Below are 14030 nucleotides of genomic sequence, written 5' to 3'. Positions count from 1 at the left end.
GGCTAGGCCGAGCGCCGATGCCGGCCGCCGACCTCGACGGGACCGTCGAGCGGTGAGCGGCCGCCGAGTTCCGGATGTCCGTCCAGCGGGGAACCGCCGGTCGCCTCCGCCTCGAACAGCGCCCAGACCACCTTGCCGCTGCCCAGCGGGTGCCAGCCCCACGAGCGGCTGAACGACTCCACCAGGTGAAGCCCGCGGCCCGATTCGGCGACGAAGTCCGCCTCCCGGGCGACCGGGCCGATGCTGCTCGGATCGCTCACCGCGCAGACCACCTGGGGTGCGCGGTGCACCAGGCTTATTCGGATCGGCAGCCGGCCGTCCGCGGTCGGCTGTACGGGAAAGTCGTACTCGCCCTGGACGCCGCCCGCATGGTCGGGCCGTGCGCCGACCGCGTGCCGGAGCGCGTTGGTCACGAGTTCCGAGGCCACCAGCGCGACATCGTCGAACAGTTCCGTCAGGCCCCAGCGCTTGAGCGTGATCCGGGCGAAGTCGCGCGCGGTTCTGACGGCTTCAAAGCGAGGAGCGAGCGTACAGGTGACCACATGGGGGTCAACCGCCAAAGCCGTACCGGTGCTCATGAAGAGCTCCTCCCATAAGGGGGCGGACACGGCTGGACCCGCCGGGGTCATGCCGGTCACCTCCGACTCGCTCGGCCGCTCGGCCGCCCCTTCGACCAGGCGCGCGCGCACTCGAACGCCCGATGGCGCGGGGGACGCCGTCGGGTCGGTGCGCGGAGTCGCGCGTGGGGTCGACGCGGAGCCCGCGGGATTGCCAGGGATGTGCAGGTGCACGTGCACCATGGTGGTGTGCGCTCACTGCAGATGCAAGAGTCGATTCACGTGCAGTCGCACTATTGGCATATGCAAGCGCCGAATGCACGTGCATCCTGGTGCGTGGAGTGTGGAACTGATAGGAACATCCGTCAGTATCGGCACCGTGAGCGCTCAACTGATGGCAGACTGTGCGCTGTTTGCCCTAGGTGGAGGTTTCGACCGCATGACCACAGTTCAGCCGGGCGGCGGCTCGATGGTCCGCCGGATCCTCCTCGGTTCGCAGCTGCGCCGCCTCCGTGAGGCGCGCGGCATCACCCGAGAGGACGCGGGCTACGCGATCCGGGCCTCCGAGTCCAAGATCAGCCGGATGGAACTCGGCCGCGTCAGCTTCAAGGAACGCGACGTCGCCGACCTGCTCAGCCTGTACGGCGTCGACGACGGCATCGAGCGGGAAGCCCTGCTCGGCCTGGTGCGCGAGGCCAACAAGTCCGGCTGGTGGCACAGCTTCAACGACGTGCTGCCGGGCTGGTTCCAGACCTACGTCGGGCTGGAGGAGGCGGCCCAGCTGATCCGCACCTACGAGGTGCAGTTCATCCCCGGGCTGCTCCAGTCCGAGGAGTACGCACGGGCGGTCTTCGGCCAGAGTCGGCCGGTCATCAGCGAGGAGGAGGTGGAGCGACGGGTCAGCCTCCGTCTGCGTCGGCAGAAGCTGCTGGCCGAGGGCGCGAGTCCGCGCCTGTGGGCGGTCATCGACGAGGCCGCGCTGCGCCGGCCGGTCGGCGGGCCCAAGGTGATGCGCGGTCAGGTGCAGTACCTGATCGACGTCGCCGAGCAGGCCAACGTGGTGATCCAGGTGATGCCGTTCCGGTTCGGAGCTCACGCGGGCGAGTCCGGGGCGTTCACGATCCTCCGGTTCCCCGAGCAGGACCTCGCCGACGTGGTCTACCTGGAGCAGCTCACCAGCGCGCTCTACCTGGACAAGCGGGACGACGTCGACGCCTACATCCAGGTCATGGAGCGGCTCTGCGTGGACAGTCTCACGCCGGAGCGCACCATCGACCTGCTCGCCTCGATCCTGAAGGAACGCTGAGCCGCTGCCGCCCGGGGCCTGTGAGCTCCCTCGCTCGCGAGGCCCCCCGGCAGCCGGTCACCAGGCCGCCCACCCGCCGTCAGTCGCGGGCCGGCGGCCGTTCGCGTTCCGGCGGGGACGGCTGCGGCGGGCGGCCCAGTTCCCAGGCCAGGTCGTAGCGGCGGAAGAGGTCGGCCCGGATCGGCGCCAGCGAGATCTCGGCGCCCGGCAGCAGCACCCCGATGCAGCCGCCCATCAGCGCGCTGCGCAGCACCGCGTGCTCGGCGATCGGATCGGGTGCGCCCCAGTCGTGCAGGAGCCTCTGGAGGATGGCGCCGAGCTGCTGCTGCTCCGGGTCCTGGACGAAGGCGCCGGTGTCCGGGTCGAGGATCAGTGCCAGGTGCGAGCGCATCACCCGGGGGTGGTCCAGCGCCAGCCCGAGGACGGTGTCGATCGCCCGGGCCAGCCGGGTGTCGGGGGAGGAGCCGGAGGGCAGTCCCGCCAGCGCGTCGGCCAGGGACTGGTGCATCATCCGGTGGGTCGCGGACTGCATCAGCAGCCGTTTGCCGTCGAAGTAGTACGAGAGCAGTCCACGGGCGAGTCCGGCCCGTTCGGCGATGTCCGTCAGCGTGGTGCCCGCGTAACCGCGCTGGTCAACCAGCTCGACGGTGGCCCGCATGATGCGTCGGCGGGAGCGTTGCCGCATCTCCTCATTGACCGAATCCCCGCGAGGTGCCATCGTGTCTGCTCCGAACGTTCGTTGGCTTCGAGCCAATATACTTGCGGAGCCGACAGCCGCACCGTGGAACCGCGCCCCCGGAGGGCGCTGCCCGGGCGGCGGCCACGAAGACGGCCGGCTCCACCAACACGGGGGTTTGGTGGAGCCGGCGCCATTGCCCGACGGTCCGGAGGCCGGCCGTGGGCCGGCCCGCGGGTCAGCGCTGGGCCAGGACTTCGGTCCGGGCCGTAGGCGATCCGGCCGGCGGGGCGTCATGATCCGGTACCGGTAGGGGAGTTGAGTTCCCGCGCCGGTCCACCAGGGCGCCCGCCGCGGCGACCGCCAGGCCGACCAGCGCGATCGCCGTGACGAACATCAGGGCCGGCCGGTAGCCGTCCAGCTGGGCCTGCGGGCTGTCGCCGCCCGCGCTGCCGGCCGTGATCATCGCGGTCGACCCGGCCAGCACCACCGCGGTGCCGACCTGGATCGCGGTGTTCACCAGGCCCGAGGCCAGGCCCTGCTCCTCGTTGGCCACGCCGTCGGTGGCGGCGATGTTCACCGAGGGGAAGGCGAACGCGAAGCCCACGCCGAGCAGCAGCATCGAGGGCAGCACCAGGCCCGGGTAGGAGCTGTGCTCGTCCAGCCGCAGGAACAGGGCGAAGGCGGCGACCAGCGAGAGCAGGCCGATCGGCAGCAGCCGCCCGGTGCCGAAGCGGTCCACGATCGGGCCCATGAAGGGTGCCGAGAGCGCGATGAGGGCCGCGGCGGGGAGCAGTCCGAGGGCCATCTCCAGGGCCGACCAGCCGAGCAGGTGCTGGAGGTAGAGGGTGACCACGAACTGGAACCCGCCGTACGCGCCGGTCATCGCGAAGGCGACGACGTTGGCCCGGGCGACCGAGCCGTTGCGGAAGATGCCGAGCCGGACCAGCGGGTGCGCGGTGCGGCTCTCCACCAGCAGGAAGGCGGCGGCCAGGACGGCGACGACGAGCAGCGAGCCGAGGGTGCGCAGGCTCAGCCAGCCGGCGCCCTGGGCCTCGGTGACGGTGAAGACCAGCAGCAGGACGGTCGTGGTGCCGGTGATCGCGCCCAGCACGTCGTAGCCGCCCTTGGCGGGCTCCTCGGTCGGGCGGGGGAGCAGTCGGACGGCGAAGACCAGGGCGATCAGCGCGACCGGGACGGGCATCAGGAAGGTCCAGCGCCAGCCGACCGAGGTCAGCAGGCCGCTGAGGACCAGACCGAGCGAGAAGCCGCTGGCGCCGCAGGTGGTGTAGATCGACAGCGCGCGGTTGCGGGCCGGGCCCTCCGCGAAGGTCGTGGTGATGATCGACAGGCCGGCCGGCGCGGTGAAGGCGGCGCTGACGCCCTTGAGGAAGCGGGCGGCGATCAGCAGTGCGCCGTCGTCGACCAGGCCGCCGAGCAGCGAGGCGGCGGCGAAGACGCCCAGGGCGACCAGGAACACCCGGCGGCGGCCGAGCAGGTCGGCGGCGCGCCCGCCGAGCAGCAGCAGGCCGCCGTACCCGAGCACGTAGCCGGAGACCACCCACTGGAGGGTGGAGGTGGAGAGATGCAGGTCGGAGCCGATGGACGGGAGGGCGACGCCCACCATGGAGACGTCCAGGGCGTCCAGGAACATGGCGGCGCAGAGCACGATCAGGGTGCCCCAGAGGCGGGGAGTCCAGTGCGGCCCGCTGGTTGACGGGGCGTCGGGTGACGTGACGGTCGCGGTGGTCATGGAGAGGACAGTACATGCACATGCATTCAATGCAAATGAATTAGATGTGAACGCAATAATTGACGATGCACGTGCTAGGGTGGCGGCGTGGCTGAACTCGACTCCCCGGCGGAGGCAGGTCTCGTCGCGCAGTGGCGCGAGCTGCTGGCCCGGCACGCCGCCGCGGCCTGCACGCTCGACCGTGAGCTGGGCGACCGGTACGAGCTGGGCATGAGCGAGTTCGAGGTGCTGGAGCGCCTCGTCGAGGAGTGCGGGGGCGGTGGCGGGCGCGCGGTGCGGGTGAGCGAGCTGGCCCATACCGTCCACCTGAGCCAGAGCGCGCTGTCCCGGCTGATCGCCCGGCTGGAGAAGGCCGGGCTGGTCGCTCGCGCGATGTGCGAGAGCGACCGCAGGGGCGTCCTGCTCACCCTGACCGACGCCGGTCGGGAGCGCTACGAGCAGGCCAGGCCGCTCCACCGCGAGGTGCTGGGGCGGACCCTCGGCGACGAGCCAGGCCAGGCCTGCGGATCGCCCACGGACTGACGGGCCGGCCGGCCGCCCGGCGGATCGTCGGGGGTCACGCGTCGGCGTGGGAGCGGTCTCAGAGCAGTGAGTGCAGCCCGGGCGCGGCGGCCAGAAGGACGACCACGACGGGCGCCGCGAGGGCCGCGACGGTGAGCCGCAGCCGGTTCGGCACGGTGAGCCGCGGGCGGCCCGCGAGCAGCCGGTCCACCCGCTTCGGGGACTGTGCCAGGCCGGGTGGGCAGGAGCCGAACACACCGCGGTCCAGGTTGAGTTCGGCCAGCGCCAGGGCGGTGGTGTGCCGGCCGTGCCGACGTGCGGCCCGGTCGTCGGCGGCCAGCTCGACCAGCTCCGCCACCTGGCCGCGGAAGGCGCTGAACACCCGGACCCCGGGGAAGCCGGAGGCGAGTGCCTGGGCGAACTGCTGGAGCCAGTGGTGCCGGGCCCTGACGTGGCCGCGCTCATGGCTCAGCACGGCCGCCAGCTCCCGGTCGGTCAGCTGCTGGAGGGCGCCGGTGGTGACCACCAGGCGGGAGTCGGGGCCGGGCAGCGACCAGGCCTCGGGGCGGACGTTCTCCAGCACCACCAGCCGCTCCCCGCGACTCCGGGCGGTCTCGATCGTGTCGGGCAACTCGGGCGCGCGGGTCGCCAGTTGGGCGTGCCGGCGGGTGCGCAGCGCCTTGGCCGTACGGACCTCCCTGGTGAGCGCCAGCACCGTCTGCACCCCGCCCGCCGCCAGTACCGCGGCACACAGCCGACCCCAGCCCTCGGCGTCCTGGAGGCCGTACGCGGCCTCCACGCCGCGCGGCGCGCCCGCGAACACCAGTGAGCGCAGCTCCGGCAGGGCGGCGGAGGCGGCCAGCACCAGGCCCAGTGCGCAGCAGAGCAGCACGGCCACCACCAGGCACTGCCACACCAGCAGGGCCAGCACCGGTTCGCGCTCCGCCCAGCGGGCCCGGGCCAGCAGCCTGGGCGCGAGGGTCGAGAGCAGCAGTCCGAGCAGCAACAGGCCGATCAGGGCGGGCATCGATGGGCTCCCCGAGTACGCACGGAACGCGACAACGCGCTCCCCGTCAACCTATGCGCTGGCGACGCCCGGTGGAACGGCTTTCGACCGGCCAGTGACCAACGCCACGCCCGAGCCGGGTTTTTGGGGCCCGACGGGGGCGGGCCGGGGGCGGGCGGGGCCGGACCGGCGGGGTGCCGGGTGGGGCGGTGGGGCCGGTGGGGCCGTCACATGGTCAGGAGCATGGCGAACATGCCGATGCCCATGGTGAGTCGGCAGGCCTGGGGCAGCCCGGCGGTGCCGATCGCGAGGGTGCCCGCCGGGGTGCGCAGCAGTCGGCTGCCGGCCCAGAGGGTGTAGCCGCCGAAGTAGAGGAGGAGGATGCCGGTCAGTGCCGGGAGGCCCAGGGTGGCGTCGTGGTGGTGGTGAGTGTGGCCGGAGGTGGCCGCCATCGCGAGGGCCATGTACGTCATGGCGAGCGCGCCGACGGCGTGGTGCAGCCGGTGGGCCCGGCCTGTGGGGGCGTGTGCGGCGGCGAACAGGAAGGCGGCGGCGGGGAGGCCGAACAGTGCGGCCCAGACGGGGGCGGGGACGATGGCGCCGGTGACGGCCATCGCGGCCATGCCGAGCCCCATCAGGGCCTCGGCGGCGTCGGACTCGCGGGCGAGCGGCCGGTGCGCGCCGCCCGGGGCGCAGGGGGAGTGGCCGAGCCTGACCAGACAGGAGGCGCCGGCGCCTGCGGTGAGGAGGGCGAGGAGCCAGTTGACCAGGGTGGGTCCGTGCAACGGCGGCCTCCCGGGGCGATGGGCGACGGAGGGCGGCGAACAGCGGACGGCAGACAACTGACAGGTGACAGATGATGAAATCTGTTCGCTGTCATCTGTCATCTGTTATTGCCGACTGCCATCCGTCCGCCGATCCTCCGCGCGCGGCGACGGTCGTCCGGTCCACGATCACCGCACCCGGCCGGGCGCTGCCAGGGCGCGCACAGGGGCGCACAGTGGTGTCACCGTTGCGAAAGCCCCGACCGCGCACCGGCCCGCACCCCAGCCCGCCCCGGCCCACTTCGCCGGGCCCACCTCGCCGCGCCCACCTCGCCCCGGCCCACCCGTGGCCGGCCCCGTCCGCGCCCGCCCGACCGTCGCGGAGGCCTCAGCCCTGGAGCCGCCCCGAGGCGACCACCCGGCTGAGGAACTGCCGGGTCCGCTCCTCCTGCGGATCGCCGAACACCTGCTCCGGCGCCCCCTGTTCGAGCACCACTCCGTCGTCCAGGAAGCAGACCCGGTCGGCCACCTCGCGGGCGAAGCCCATCTCATGGGTGGAGATGACCATCGTCATCCCCTGCTCCTTGAGGTCCCGCACCACCGACAGCACCTCGCCGACCAGCACCGGGTCGAGCGCCGCGGTGATCTCGTCCAGGAGCAGCAGCCGGGGCCCGGTGGCCAGCGCGCGCACGATGGCGACCCGCTGCTGCTGCCCGCCGGAGAGCCGGTCCGGGTACTCCTTCGCCTTGGCCGCCAGCCCGAGCCGGTCGAGCAGTTCCAGCGCCCGTGCCTCCGCCTCGGCCCGGGCGACCCGGTGCACCCGGCGCGGCGCGAGCGTGATGTTCTCCAGCACCGTCAGGTGCGGGAACAGGTTGTACGACTGGAACACCACACCGATCCGCCGCCGCACGGCGTCCTCGTCGGCACGCGGATCGGTGATCTCCTCGCCGTCCAGGAAGATCGCCCCGTCGTCGATCCCCTCCAGCAGGTTGACGCACCGCATCAGGGTGGACTTGCCGGAGCCGGACGCCCCGATCAGTGCCGTCACCGAGTGCTCGGCCACGGCGAGGTCCACGCCGCGCAGCACCACCTGGCCGCCGAAGGTCTTGCGCACCGACTCCAGCCGGAGCACCTCGCTCGCCGTCACACCGCACCGCCCTGGAGCCGGCGGCGGTTCGTCCGGGCGGTCAGCCAGTCGGCGAACCGGGTGAGCGGAATGGTCAGCACGATGAACACCAGCCCAGCGATCAGGTACGGCGTGAAGTTGAAGGACCGGGCCGCGATGATCTTCGCCGCGTACACCGCGTCGATCGCGCCGCCGATCGAGACCAGCCCGGTGTCCTTCTGAAGGCTCACCAGGTTGTTGAGCAGCGGCGGTACGACCCTTCGGACGGCCTGCGGCAGCACCACGTACCGCATCGCCTGCGCGTTGGTCAGCCCCAGCGAGCGGGCCGCGGCGCGCTGGCTCGGGTGCACCGACTCGATGCCGGATCGGAACACCTCCGACACGTACGCCGAGTACGTCAGCACCAGCGCGGCCCCGCCCAGCAGCAGCGGATCGGTGGTGACTCCGGTCAGCCGCAGCGCCGGCACCCCGGTGATCATCACCAGCAGGCAGATGATCATCGGCAGTCCGAGGAAGAAGTCCACGTACGCGGTGGCCAGCAGCCGCACCGGCAGGAAGACCGGCCCGCGCAGCGTCCGCAACACCGCCAGCAGCAGCCCGAACACCAGGATCAGCGCCCCGCAGCCGAGCATCAGCTCCAGGTTGAGCCGCAGCCCCTTCAACACCTCGGGCAGCGCCTGACGGGCGTAGTCGAGGTTGAAGAAGGTGCGCCGAGTCACCTCCCAACCGGGGGAGTTGACGACCAGTAGGTAGAGCACGACGGCCGTCGCCAGGGTCGACGCGGTGGCGATCAGCGCCGAACGGCGGGCCCGGGACCGCCGGTACGCCTCGTGTGCCAGCCGCCGCTCGGAGGGGCGGTAGCCGCCCTCCGCCTCCGGGGCCCCGGCCCGTGCAGCCTGCTTCCCGGTCCGTGCAGTGGGCGCCCCGGCCCGCGCCGCCGAGGTCTTGGTGAGTTCCGCCGGCGCGGTGTCCGGTGTCTCCCCGCTCAGCTCGGGGCCCAGGTCAGCGCTCACTTCAGCACCGGCGCCGAGACGGCGTCGGAGAGCCACTGCTTCTCCAGCTTCGCCAGCGTGCCGTCGGCGCGCAGCGCGTCCACCGCCTGGGAGACGCAGCCGGTCAGCTTGGAGCCCTTGTCCAGCACCAGGCCGAACTGCTCGGCCCGCGCGCCCGCCTCGAACTGGCCGACCACCTGGGCCTCGGGAACCTCGGCGCCGGTGATGTAGAAGGCGGTCGGCAGGTCGACGACCAGGGCCTCGATCTGGCCGTTCTTCAGCGCGGCCTTGGCCAGGTCGTTGGAGTCGAAGACGGCGGGCTGGGTGCTCGGCTTGATGGTGTCGGTGATGGTGTCCAGGCTGGTGGTGCCGACCTGCGCGCCGAGCTTGGTGGTCTTGAGGTCGGCGATGCTCTTGGCGCCCGCCGCCTTGGAGTTCTTCAGCGCGATGACGGTCTGGCGCACGTCGTAGTAGCCGGAGGAGAAGTCGACCGCCTGCTTGCGCTCGTCGCTGACGGACACCTGGTTGATGTCGAAGTCGAAGTCCTTGGCGCCCGGCGCGGTCGCCTTGTTGAACGGTGCCACCACCCAGCTGACCTTCTCCTTGGGATAGCCCAGCTTCTCGGCGACCGCGTAGGCCACGGCGGACTCGAAGCCCTTGCCGTTCTCCGGCTTGTCCTCGGAGAACCACGGGTCGTACGCGGGCTTGTCGGTGCCGACGGTCAGCGTCCCGCCCGTGCGCGTCGCCAGCGCCCCCGGCGCGCAGCCCGCCGCCGTCACGGCCGCGCCCGAGGCACCGGAGGCGGCGTCGGACTTGGAGTCCTGCGGAGCGCAGGCGGTCAGCACCGCGGCGGCGGCGACCAGCGCGGCGACGGGCAGTACGGCGGACGGCTTGCGGAGGGTCATGGCGGGCTCCAGGGGAAGGACCGGGCGGGACGGGGAAAGGGCGGCGGCACGGGAGGGCGCGGCGAGGCGGGCCGGATCCCGGCGGGTCACTTCCCCCGGTGGCGGCGCCGGAACACACACGGCATGGTCGGCGTACGGGCCCGCGTCCGCGGCGCCCCCCCGAGCCGGACCGGCGGCAGCCGGGTCGGCGGCAACCGGTCAACAACAGCGGCGACAGCGGCAACAGAGGCCGCGCGCGCGACGGCGGACGTGCCGACGGGAGGGCGCCCGGAACGGGCTGTCGTGGCGTTCGGCCACCGTGATCACCGCCGGGAGCATGCGGGGAGGTTCGCATCAGAGCGGCGCATCTGTCCAGATCATCCAGATCAGTGTCCACATGTCGGACGACCCGCCTCTCGCCGGAGGTTTCGTCCCCGGAGCGGCGGCGCGCCGGAACTTTGCCGGTCCTGACCCCCTTGAACAGGAGAACCTTTCGTACTTATGGTGGCCTCGTTGAAATAACTCCTGTCGAAGTGAGTCCACGATGCAGAATCTTTCGCCAAGGCTCGCTGCGGCGGCCGACGCCCCGGTCTCGACCCTCGCCGGCCACCCGGCCTGGCTGCGCCTGAAGGAGGCCGTCGAGACGCTGCGCCCGCTGCAGTCCAAGGACGGCTCGATCGACCTGGCCGCCGTCCAGCGGCACACCGTCGACCCGCTGGTCGCCAGCGTCCGCACCGCGGTCAAGGAACTCGCCCCGAACTTCCCGCACGACGCCGCCTACCTGGACGCCGTCGACGCGGACCTCGCCAAGTGGGCCGACACTGGCTACCGCGAGCCCGACTTCCTGGACTCGCTGCTCGCCTTCCAGCCCGCCGACCAGCGCGAGGACGGCCTGGAGCACCTCGTCGTCTTCCCGATGTACACCCAGAACGGCAACCCGGACCGCAACCTGGAAGCCGTCCTGCTGAGCGTCGTGTGGCCCGACTGGCTGGCCGAGCTGGAGCGCACCCGCTTCGACAACCCGATGTTCGTGCCGATCACCTTCACGGACTTCACCGCCGGCTACGACACCAACTCCGCCGTGCTCTTCCCCGAGACGGTCGCCGTGCGCAAGGCGCCGGAACGTTTCACCTGGGGTGGCATCTTCTGTGACCGCGAGGCCGCCCGCTTCCGCGCCGTCTCCACCAGCGCCGTCCGGCAGCTGGGCCTGGAGATCCCGGCCGACGCCGAGGGCCTGCTCCAGGACCAGCAGCGCGCGCAGGAGACCTTCGTCCTGTGGGACCTGATCCACGACCGTACCCACAGCCACGGCGACCTGCCGTTCGACCCCTTCATGATCAAGCAGCGCAGCCCGTTCTGGATGTACGGCCTGGAGGAGCTCCGCTGCGACCTCACCACCTTCAAGGAGGCGGTGCAGCTGGAGTCCGAGGGCAACCCGCACGCCCGCGACGTCCAGTACGCGGTCCTCTTCGACCGCCTGTTCCGCTTCCCGGTCTCCGGTGACCGGGTGCGCAACTACGACGGCCTCGGCGGCCAGCTGCTCTTCGCCTACCTGCACAAGCACGAGGCCCTGAGCTGGCGCGACAACCGCCTCAGCATCGACTGGGAGCGCGCCCAGCAGGTCACCAACGCGCTCTGCGGCGACATCGAGAAGCTGTACCGCGACGGCATCGACCGGCCCAAGCCGGCCCACTGGATCGCCGCCTACGAGCTGGTCTCCCGGTACCTCACCCCGCACCCCGCCTCCACCTGGGCGAAGGGTTCCGAGGCCCTCCCGCTCGACATCACCGACGGCAAGGCCCTCAACAAGGCCCTGTGCGACGCCGTGCTCCCGGACGAGTTCCCGCTGAGCATGTTCTACGAGGCCCTCAACAAGAAGCTGAGCGGCGTCATCGCCTCCACCGCCGGTATCACCGGTACCAGCACCCAGGGAGCTGCCGCGTGACCACCTCCACCAACGCCCCGCTGGCCGGCAAGGTCGTCGCCGTCGCCGGAGCCAGCGGCCCGGCCGGCCGCGCCGTGCTGCGCCGCCTCACCGCCGGCGGCGCCACCGTGATCGGCGCCGACATCGACGCCCAGCGCCTGGAGTCCGCCCTGGACGCCACGCGGGTGGCCGTCCGCGGAGCGAAGGTCAGCGGCCAGGTGATCGACCTGCTCGACCCGCAGGAGGTCCACGACTGGGCCGACCACCTGGAGTCCGAGCACGGCCACGTGGACGGCCTGTTCCACCTGGTCGGCGGCTGGCGCGGCGGCAAGTCCTTCTTCGACACCCGGCTGGACGACTGGGACTTCCTGCACGACACCGTCGTGCGCACCCTCCAGCACACCTCGCTGGCCTTCCAACCCGCGCTGCTGCGCAGCACCGCCGGCCGCTACGCGATGATCTCCGCCGCGGCCGCGCACAAGCCCACCGCCGGCGGCGCCGCCTACGCGGCCGCCAAGGCCGCCACCGAGGCGTGGACCCTCGCCATGGCCGACTCCTTCAAGAAGGAGACCACGGCCCCCGACGGCGAGCCCACCGCGGCGGCTGCGATCCTGGTCATCAAGGCGCTGGTCAGCCCCGAGATGCGGGCCGAGAAGCCGGAGGCGAAGTTCGCCGGCTTCACCGACACCGCTGACCTCGCCGACCACCTGGCGGGCCTCTGGGACCGCCCCGCAGCAGAACTGAACGGACAGCACCTGTGGCTGACAGCCCGATGACCGACCTCACCCGTACGGACGCGGTACGGCGGCACGACCCCGCCGTCCGCGGCTTCGCCAGCGACAACTACGCCGGCGTGCACCCGGAGGTACTCGCCGCGATAGCCCTGGCCAACGGCGGTCACCAGATCGCCTACGGCGAGGACGACTACACGGCCCACCTCCAGGACGTCTTCCGCCGCCACTTCGGCGAGAAGGCCGAGGCCTACCCCGTCTTCAACGGCACCGGCGCCAACGTGGTCGCCCTCCAGTCGCTGCTCCCGCGCTGGGGCGCGGTGGTCTGCGCCGAGTCGGCCCACATCCACGTGGACGAGGGCGGCGCCCCGGAGAAGATGGGCGGCATCAAGCTGCTCACCGTCCCCACCCCGGACGGCAAGCTCACCCCCGAGCTGCTCGACCAGCAGGCCTGGGGCTTCGGTGACGAGCACCGCGCGCAGCCGCTCGCGGTCTCCATCACCCAGAGCACCGAGCTCGGCACCCTCTACACCGCCGACGAGATCCGCGCGATCACCGAGCACGCCCACCAGCTGGGGATGCTCGTCCACGTGGACGGCTCCCGCCTGGCCAACGCCGCGGCCTCGCTCGGCCAGCCGCTGCGCGCCTTCACCACCGACGTGGGCGTCGACGTGCTGTCCTTCGGCGGCACGAAGAACGGCCTGCTGTTCGGCGAGGTCGTGGTGGTGCTCAACCCGGAGCGGGTGCGCAACATCAAGTACCTGCGCAAGACCTCGATGCAGCTCGCCTCGAAGATGCGCTTCGTCTCGGTCCAGTTCGAGGCGCTGCTCTCCGGTGACCTCTACCTGCGCAACGCCGGCCACGCCAACGCGATGGCCAGCCGCCTGGAGGCCGCGGTCCGGAAGATCGACGGCGTCGAGGTGGTCCGCCCGGTCCAGGCGAACGCGGTGTTCGCGATCCTCCCGCGCGAGGTGAGCGAGCGGCTCCAGAAGCGCTACCGCTTCTACTTCTGGAACGAGCACACCGGTGAGGTCCGCTGGATGTGCGCCTTCGACACCACGGAGGCCGACATCGACGCCTTCGCGGAGGCCATCGCCGAGGAGATGGGCCGCGCCTGACGGTGCCCCGACGACGGATCGTCCCGTCCTGCGACAGCAGGGCGGGACGATTTGCATGTGGCGGGCCGGTCCCCGTACAGTTCCGGAGTCGCCGCGGGAGACCGGGGCGGCAAAGCGGAAAGCGAATCCGATGAATGAAACTCCGGAAAACGGGGGCGGAAACCATCTGATAAGCTGGAAACACGAAAGAACGAAGCCCGGAGGGCCTGCTGGAAGGCAGTCCGAAGGAAGCGTCCGTTCCTTGAGAACTCAACAGCGTGCCAAAAGTCAACGCCAGATATGTTGACATCCCCGGCCTCAGGTTTCCTGGGGTTGGAGATTCCTTTTGAAACAAACACTAGCGAGGACGCAGTGCGCGGGACCGCCCTATTCCGGTGGTTGCCGTGCCGCTCAACGCGAGTGTGAACCCGACTACGGGTAAACATTCACGGAGAGTTTGATCCTGGCTCAGGACGAACGCTGGCGGCGTGCTTAACACATGCAAGTCGAACGGTGAAGCCCTTCGGGGTGGATCAGTGGCGAACGGGTGAGTAACACGTGGGCAATCTGCCCTGCACTCTGGGACAAGCCCTGGAAACGGGGTCTAATACCGGATATGACCTTCCTCTGCATGGGGGTTGGTGGAAAGCTCCGGCGGTGCAGGATGAGCCCGCGGCCTATCAGCTTGTTGGTGGGGTAATGGCCTACCAAGG

At 71.3% G+C, this 14030-nt stretch carries 13 protein-coding genes and 1 rRNA gene; 6 read left to right on the top strand and 8 right to left on the bottom strand.

Annotated elements, in window-relative coordinates; genetic code table 11:
• Nucleotides 1-2: 2 nt before the first annotated feature.
• Nucleotides 3-578, bottom strand: coding sequence for an ATP-binding protein (locus ACZ7C5_RS03510; RefSeq protein ID WP_401087789.1), 576 nt, complete (start codon nt 576-578; stop codon nt 3-5).
• Nucleotides 579-996: 418 nt separating this feature from the next.
• Between ACZ7C5_RS03510 and ACZ7C5_RS03505 the strand changes: the two genes are divergently transcribed.
• Nucleotides 997-1863 (top strand): helix-turn-helix domain-containing protein, encoded by an 867-nt coding sequence (locus tag ACZ7C5_RS03505; protein ID WP_188297256.1) that lies wholly within the window; start codon nt 997-999, stop codon nt 1861-1863.
• A gap of 79 nt (nt 1864-1942) precedes the next feature.
• Here ACZ7C5_RS03505 and ACZ7C5_RS03500 read toward each other — a convergent pair whose 3' ends face one another.
• Complete coding sequence (locus tag ACZ7C5_RS03500) at nt 1943-2548, bottom strand: TetR/AcrR family transcriptional regulator (protein WP_401087788.1); 606 nt, start codon at nt 2546-2548, stop codon at nt 1943-1945.
• A gap of 229 nt (nt 2549-2777) precedes the next feature.
• Nucleotides 2778-4292: an MFS transporter gene (locus ACZ7C5_RS03495; RefSeq protein ID WP_401087786.1), complete on the bottom strand. Its 1515-nt coding sequence runs from the start codon at nt 4290-4292 to the stop codon at nt 2778-2780.
• 87 nt (nt 4293-4379) lie between these two features.
• On the opposite strand from ACZ7C5_RS03495, the gene ACZ7C5_RS03490 reads away from it, so the two are divergent.
• A complete protein-coding gene (locus ACZ7C5_RS03490) occupies nt 4380-4814 on the top strand; it encodes a MarR family winged helix-turn-helix transcriptional regulator (protein ID WP_401087784.1) in 435 nt (144 codons plus the stop codon).
• 58 nt (nt 4815-4872) lie between these two features.
• Here the strand turns inward: ACZ7C5_RS03490 and ACZ7C5_RS03485 are convergent, their stop codons facing one another.
• The 5 genes from ACZ7C5_RS03485 to ACZ7C5_RS03465 form a co-directional block, all read right to left on the bottom strand.
• Complete coding sequence (locus ACZ7C5_RS03485) at nt 4873-5820, bottom strand: M56 family metallopeptidase (RefSeq protein WP_470321885.1); 948 nt, start codon at nt 5818-5820, stop codon at nt 4873-4875.
• Nucleotides 5821-6026: 206 nt separating this feature from the next.
• Entirely contained in the window at nt 6027-6584 is a 558-nt protein-coding gene (locus ACZ7C5_RS03480) for a DUF5134 domain-containing protein (protein ID WP_401087781.1), read from the bottom strand.
• A gap of 367 nt (nt 6585-6951) precedes the next feature.
• Complete coding sequence (locus tag ACZ7C5_RS03475) at nt 6952-7710, bottom strand: amino acid ABC transporter ATP-binding protein (RefSeq protein WP_401087779.1); 759 nt, start codon at nt 7708-7710, stop codon at nt 6952-6954.
• Nucleotides 7707-8528, bottom strand: coding sequence for an amino acid ABC transporter permease (locus tag ACZ7C5_RS03470; RefSeq protein WP_401088167.1), 822 nt, complete (start codon nt 8526-8528; stop codon nt 7707-7709). The genes ACZ7C5_RS03475 and ACZ7C5_RS03470 overlap by 4 nt, the downstream gene beginning before the upstream one ends.
• Before the next feature lie 170 nt (nt 8529-8698).
• On the bottom strand, nt 8699-9586 hold the full coding sequence (locus ACZ7C5_RS03465; RefSeq protein ID WP_470321884.1) for an ABC transporter substrate-binding protein: 888 nt from the start codon (nt 9584-9586) through the stop codon (nt 8699-8701).
• A 523-nt stretch (nt 9587-10109) separates the two neighbouring features.
• On the opposite strand from ACZ7C5_RS03465, the gene ACZ7C5_RS03460 reads away from it, so the two are divergent.
• The 4 genes from ACZ7C5_RS03460 to ACZ7C5_RS03445 all read left to right on the top strand — a co-directional run.
• Nucleotides 10110-11510, top strand: coding sequence for a DUF6421 family protein (locus ACZ7C5_RS03460; RefSeq protein WP_401087776.1), 1401 nt, complete (start codon nt 10110-10112; stop codon nt 11508-11510).
• Nucleotides 11507-12265 (top strand): SDR family NAD(P)-dependent oxidoreductase, encoded by a 759-nt coding sequence (locus tag ACZ7C5_RS03455; RefSeq protein ID WP_470321883.1) that lies wholly within the window; start codon nt 11507-11509, stop codon nt 12263-12265. The genes ACZ7C5_RS03460 and ACZ7C5_RS03455 overlap by 4 nt, the downstream gene beginning before the upstream one ends.
• Nucleotides 12262-13338 (top strand): threonine aldolase family protein, encoded by a 1077-nt coding sequence (locus tag ACZ7C5_RS03450; protein ID WP_401088165.1) that lies wholly within the window; start codon nt 12262-12264, stop codon nt 13336-13338. Before ACZ7C5_RS03455 ends, ACZ7C5_RS03450 begins: the two co-directional genes overlap by 4 nt.
• A gap of 424 nt (nt 13339-13762) precedes the next feature.
• A 16S ribosomal RNA gene (locus tag ACZ7C5_RS03445) occupies nt 13763-14030 on the top strand; the annotation flags it as partial.

Source organism: Kitasatospora sp. NPDC036993, from assembly GCF_055607525.1.
This window is presented reverse-complemented; position numbering and strand designations above follow the sequence as displayed.

Coding starts and splice junctions, on each gene's coding strand:
- ACZ7C5_RS03510 (WP_401087789.1), bottom strand. CDS start 578: ATGAGCACCGGTACGGCTTTGGCGGTTGACCCCCATGTGGTCACCTGT.
- ACZ7C5_RS03505 (WP_188297256.1), top strand. CDS start 997: ATGACCACAGTTCAGCCGGGCGGCGGCTCGATGGTCCGCCGGATCCTC.
- ACZ7C5_RS03500 (WP_401087788.1), bottom strand. CDS start 2,548: ATGCGGCAACGCTCCCGCCGACGCATCATGCGGGCCACCGTCGAGCTG.
- ACZ7C5_RS03495 (WP_401087786.1), bottom strand. CDS start 4,292: ATGACCACCGCGACCGTCACGTCACCCGACGCCCCGTCAACCAGCGGG.
- ACZ7C5_RS03485 (WP_470321885.1), bottom strand. CDS start 5,820: ATGCCCGCCCTGATCGGCCTGTTGCTGCTCGGACTGCTGCTCTCGACC.
- ACZ7C5_RS03465 (WP_470321884.1), bottom strand. CDS start 9,586: ATGACCCTCCGCAAGCCGTCCGCCGTACTGCCCGTCGCCGCGCTGGTC.
- ACZ7C5_RS03460 (WP_401087776.1), top strand. CDS start 10,110: ATGCAGAATCTTTCGCCAAGGCTCGCTGCGGCGGCCGACGCCCCGGTC.
- ACZ7C5_RS03450 (WP_401088165.1), top strand. CDS start 12,262: ATGACCGACCTCACCCGTACGGACGCGGTACGGCGGCACGACCCCGCC.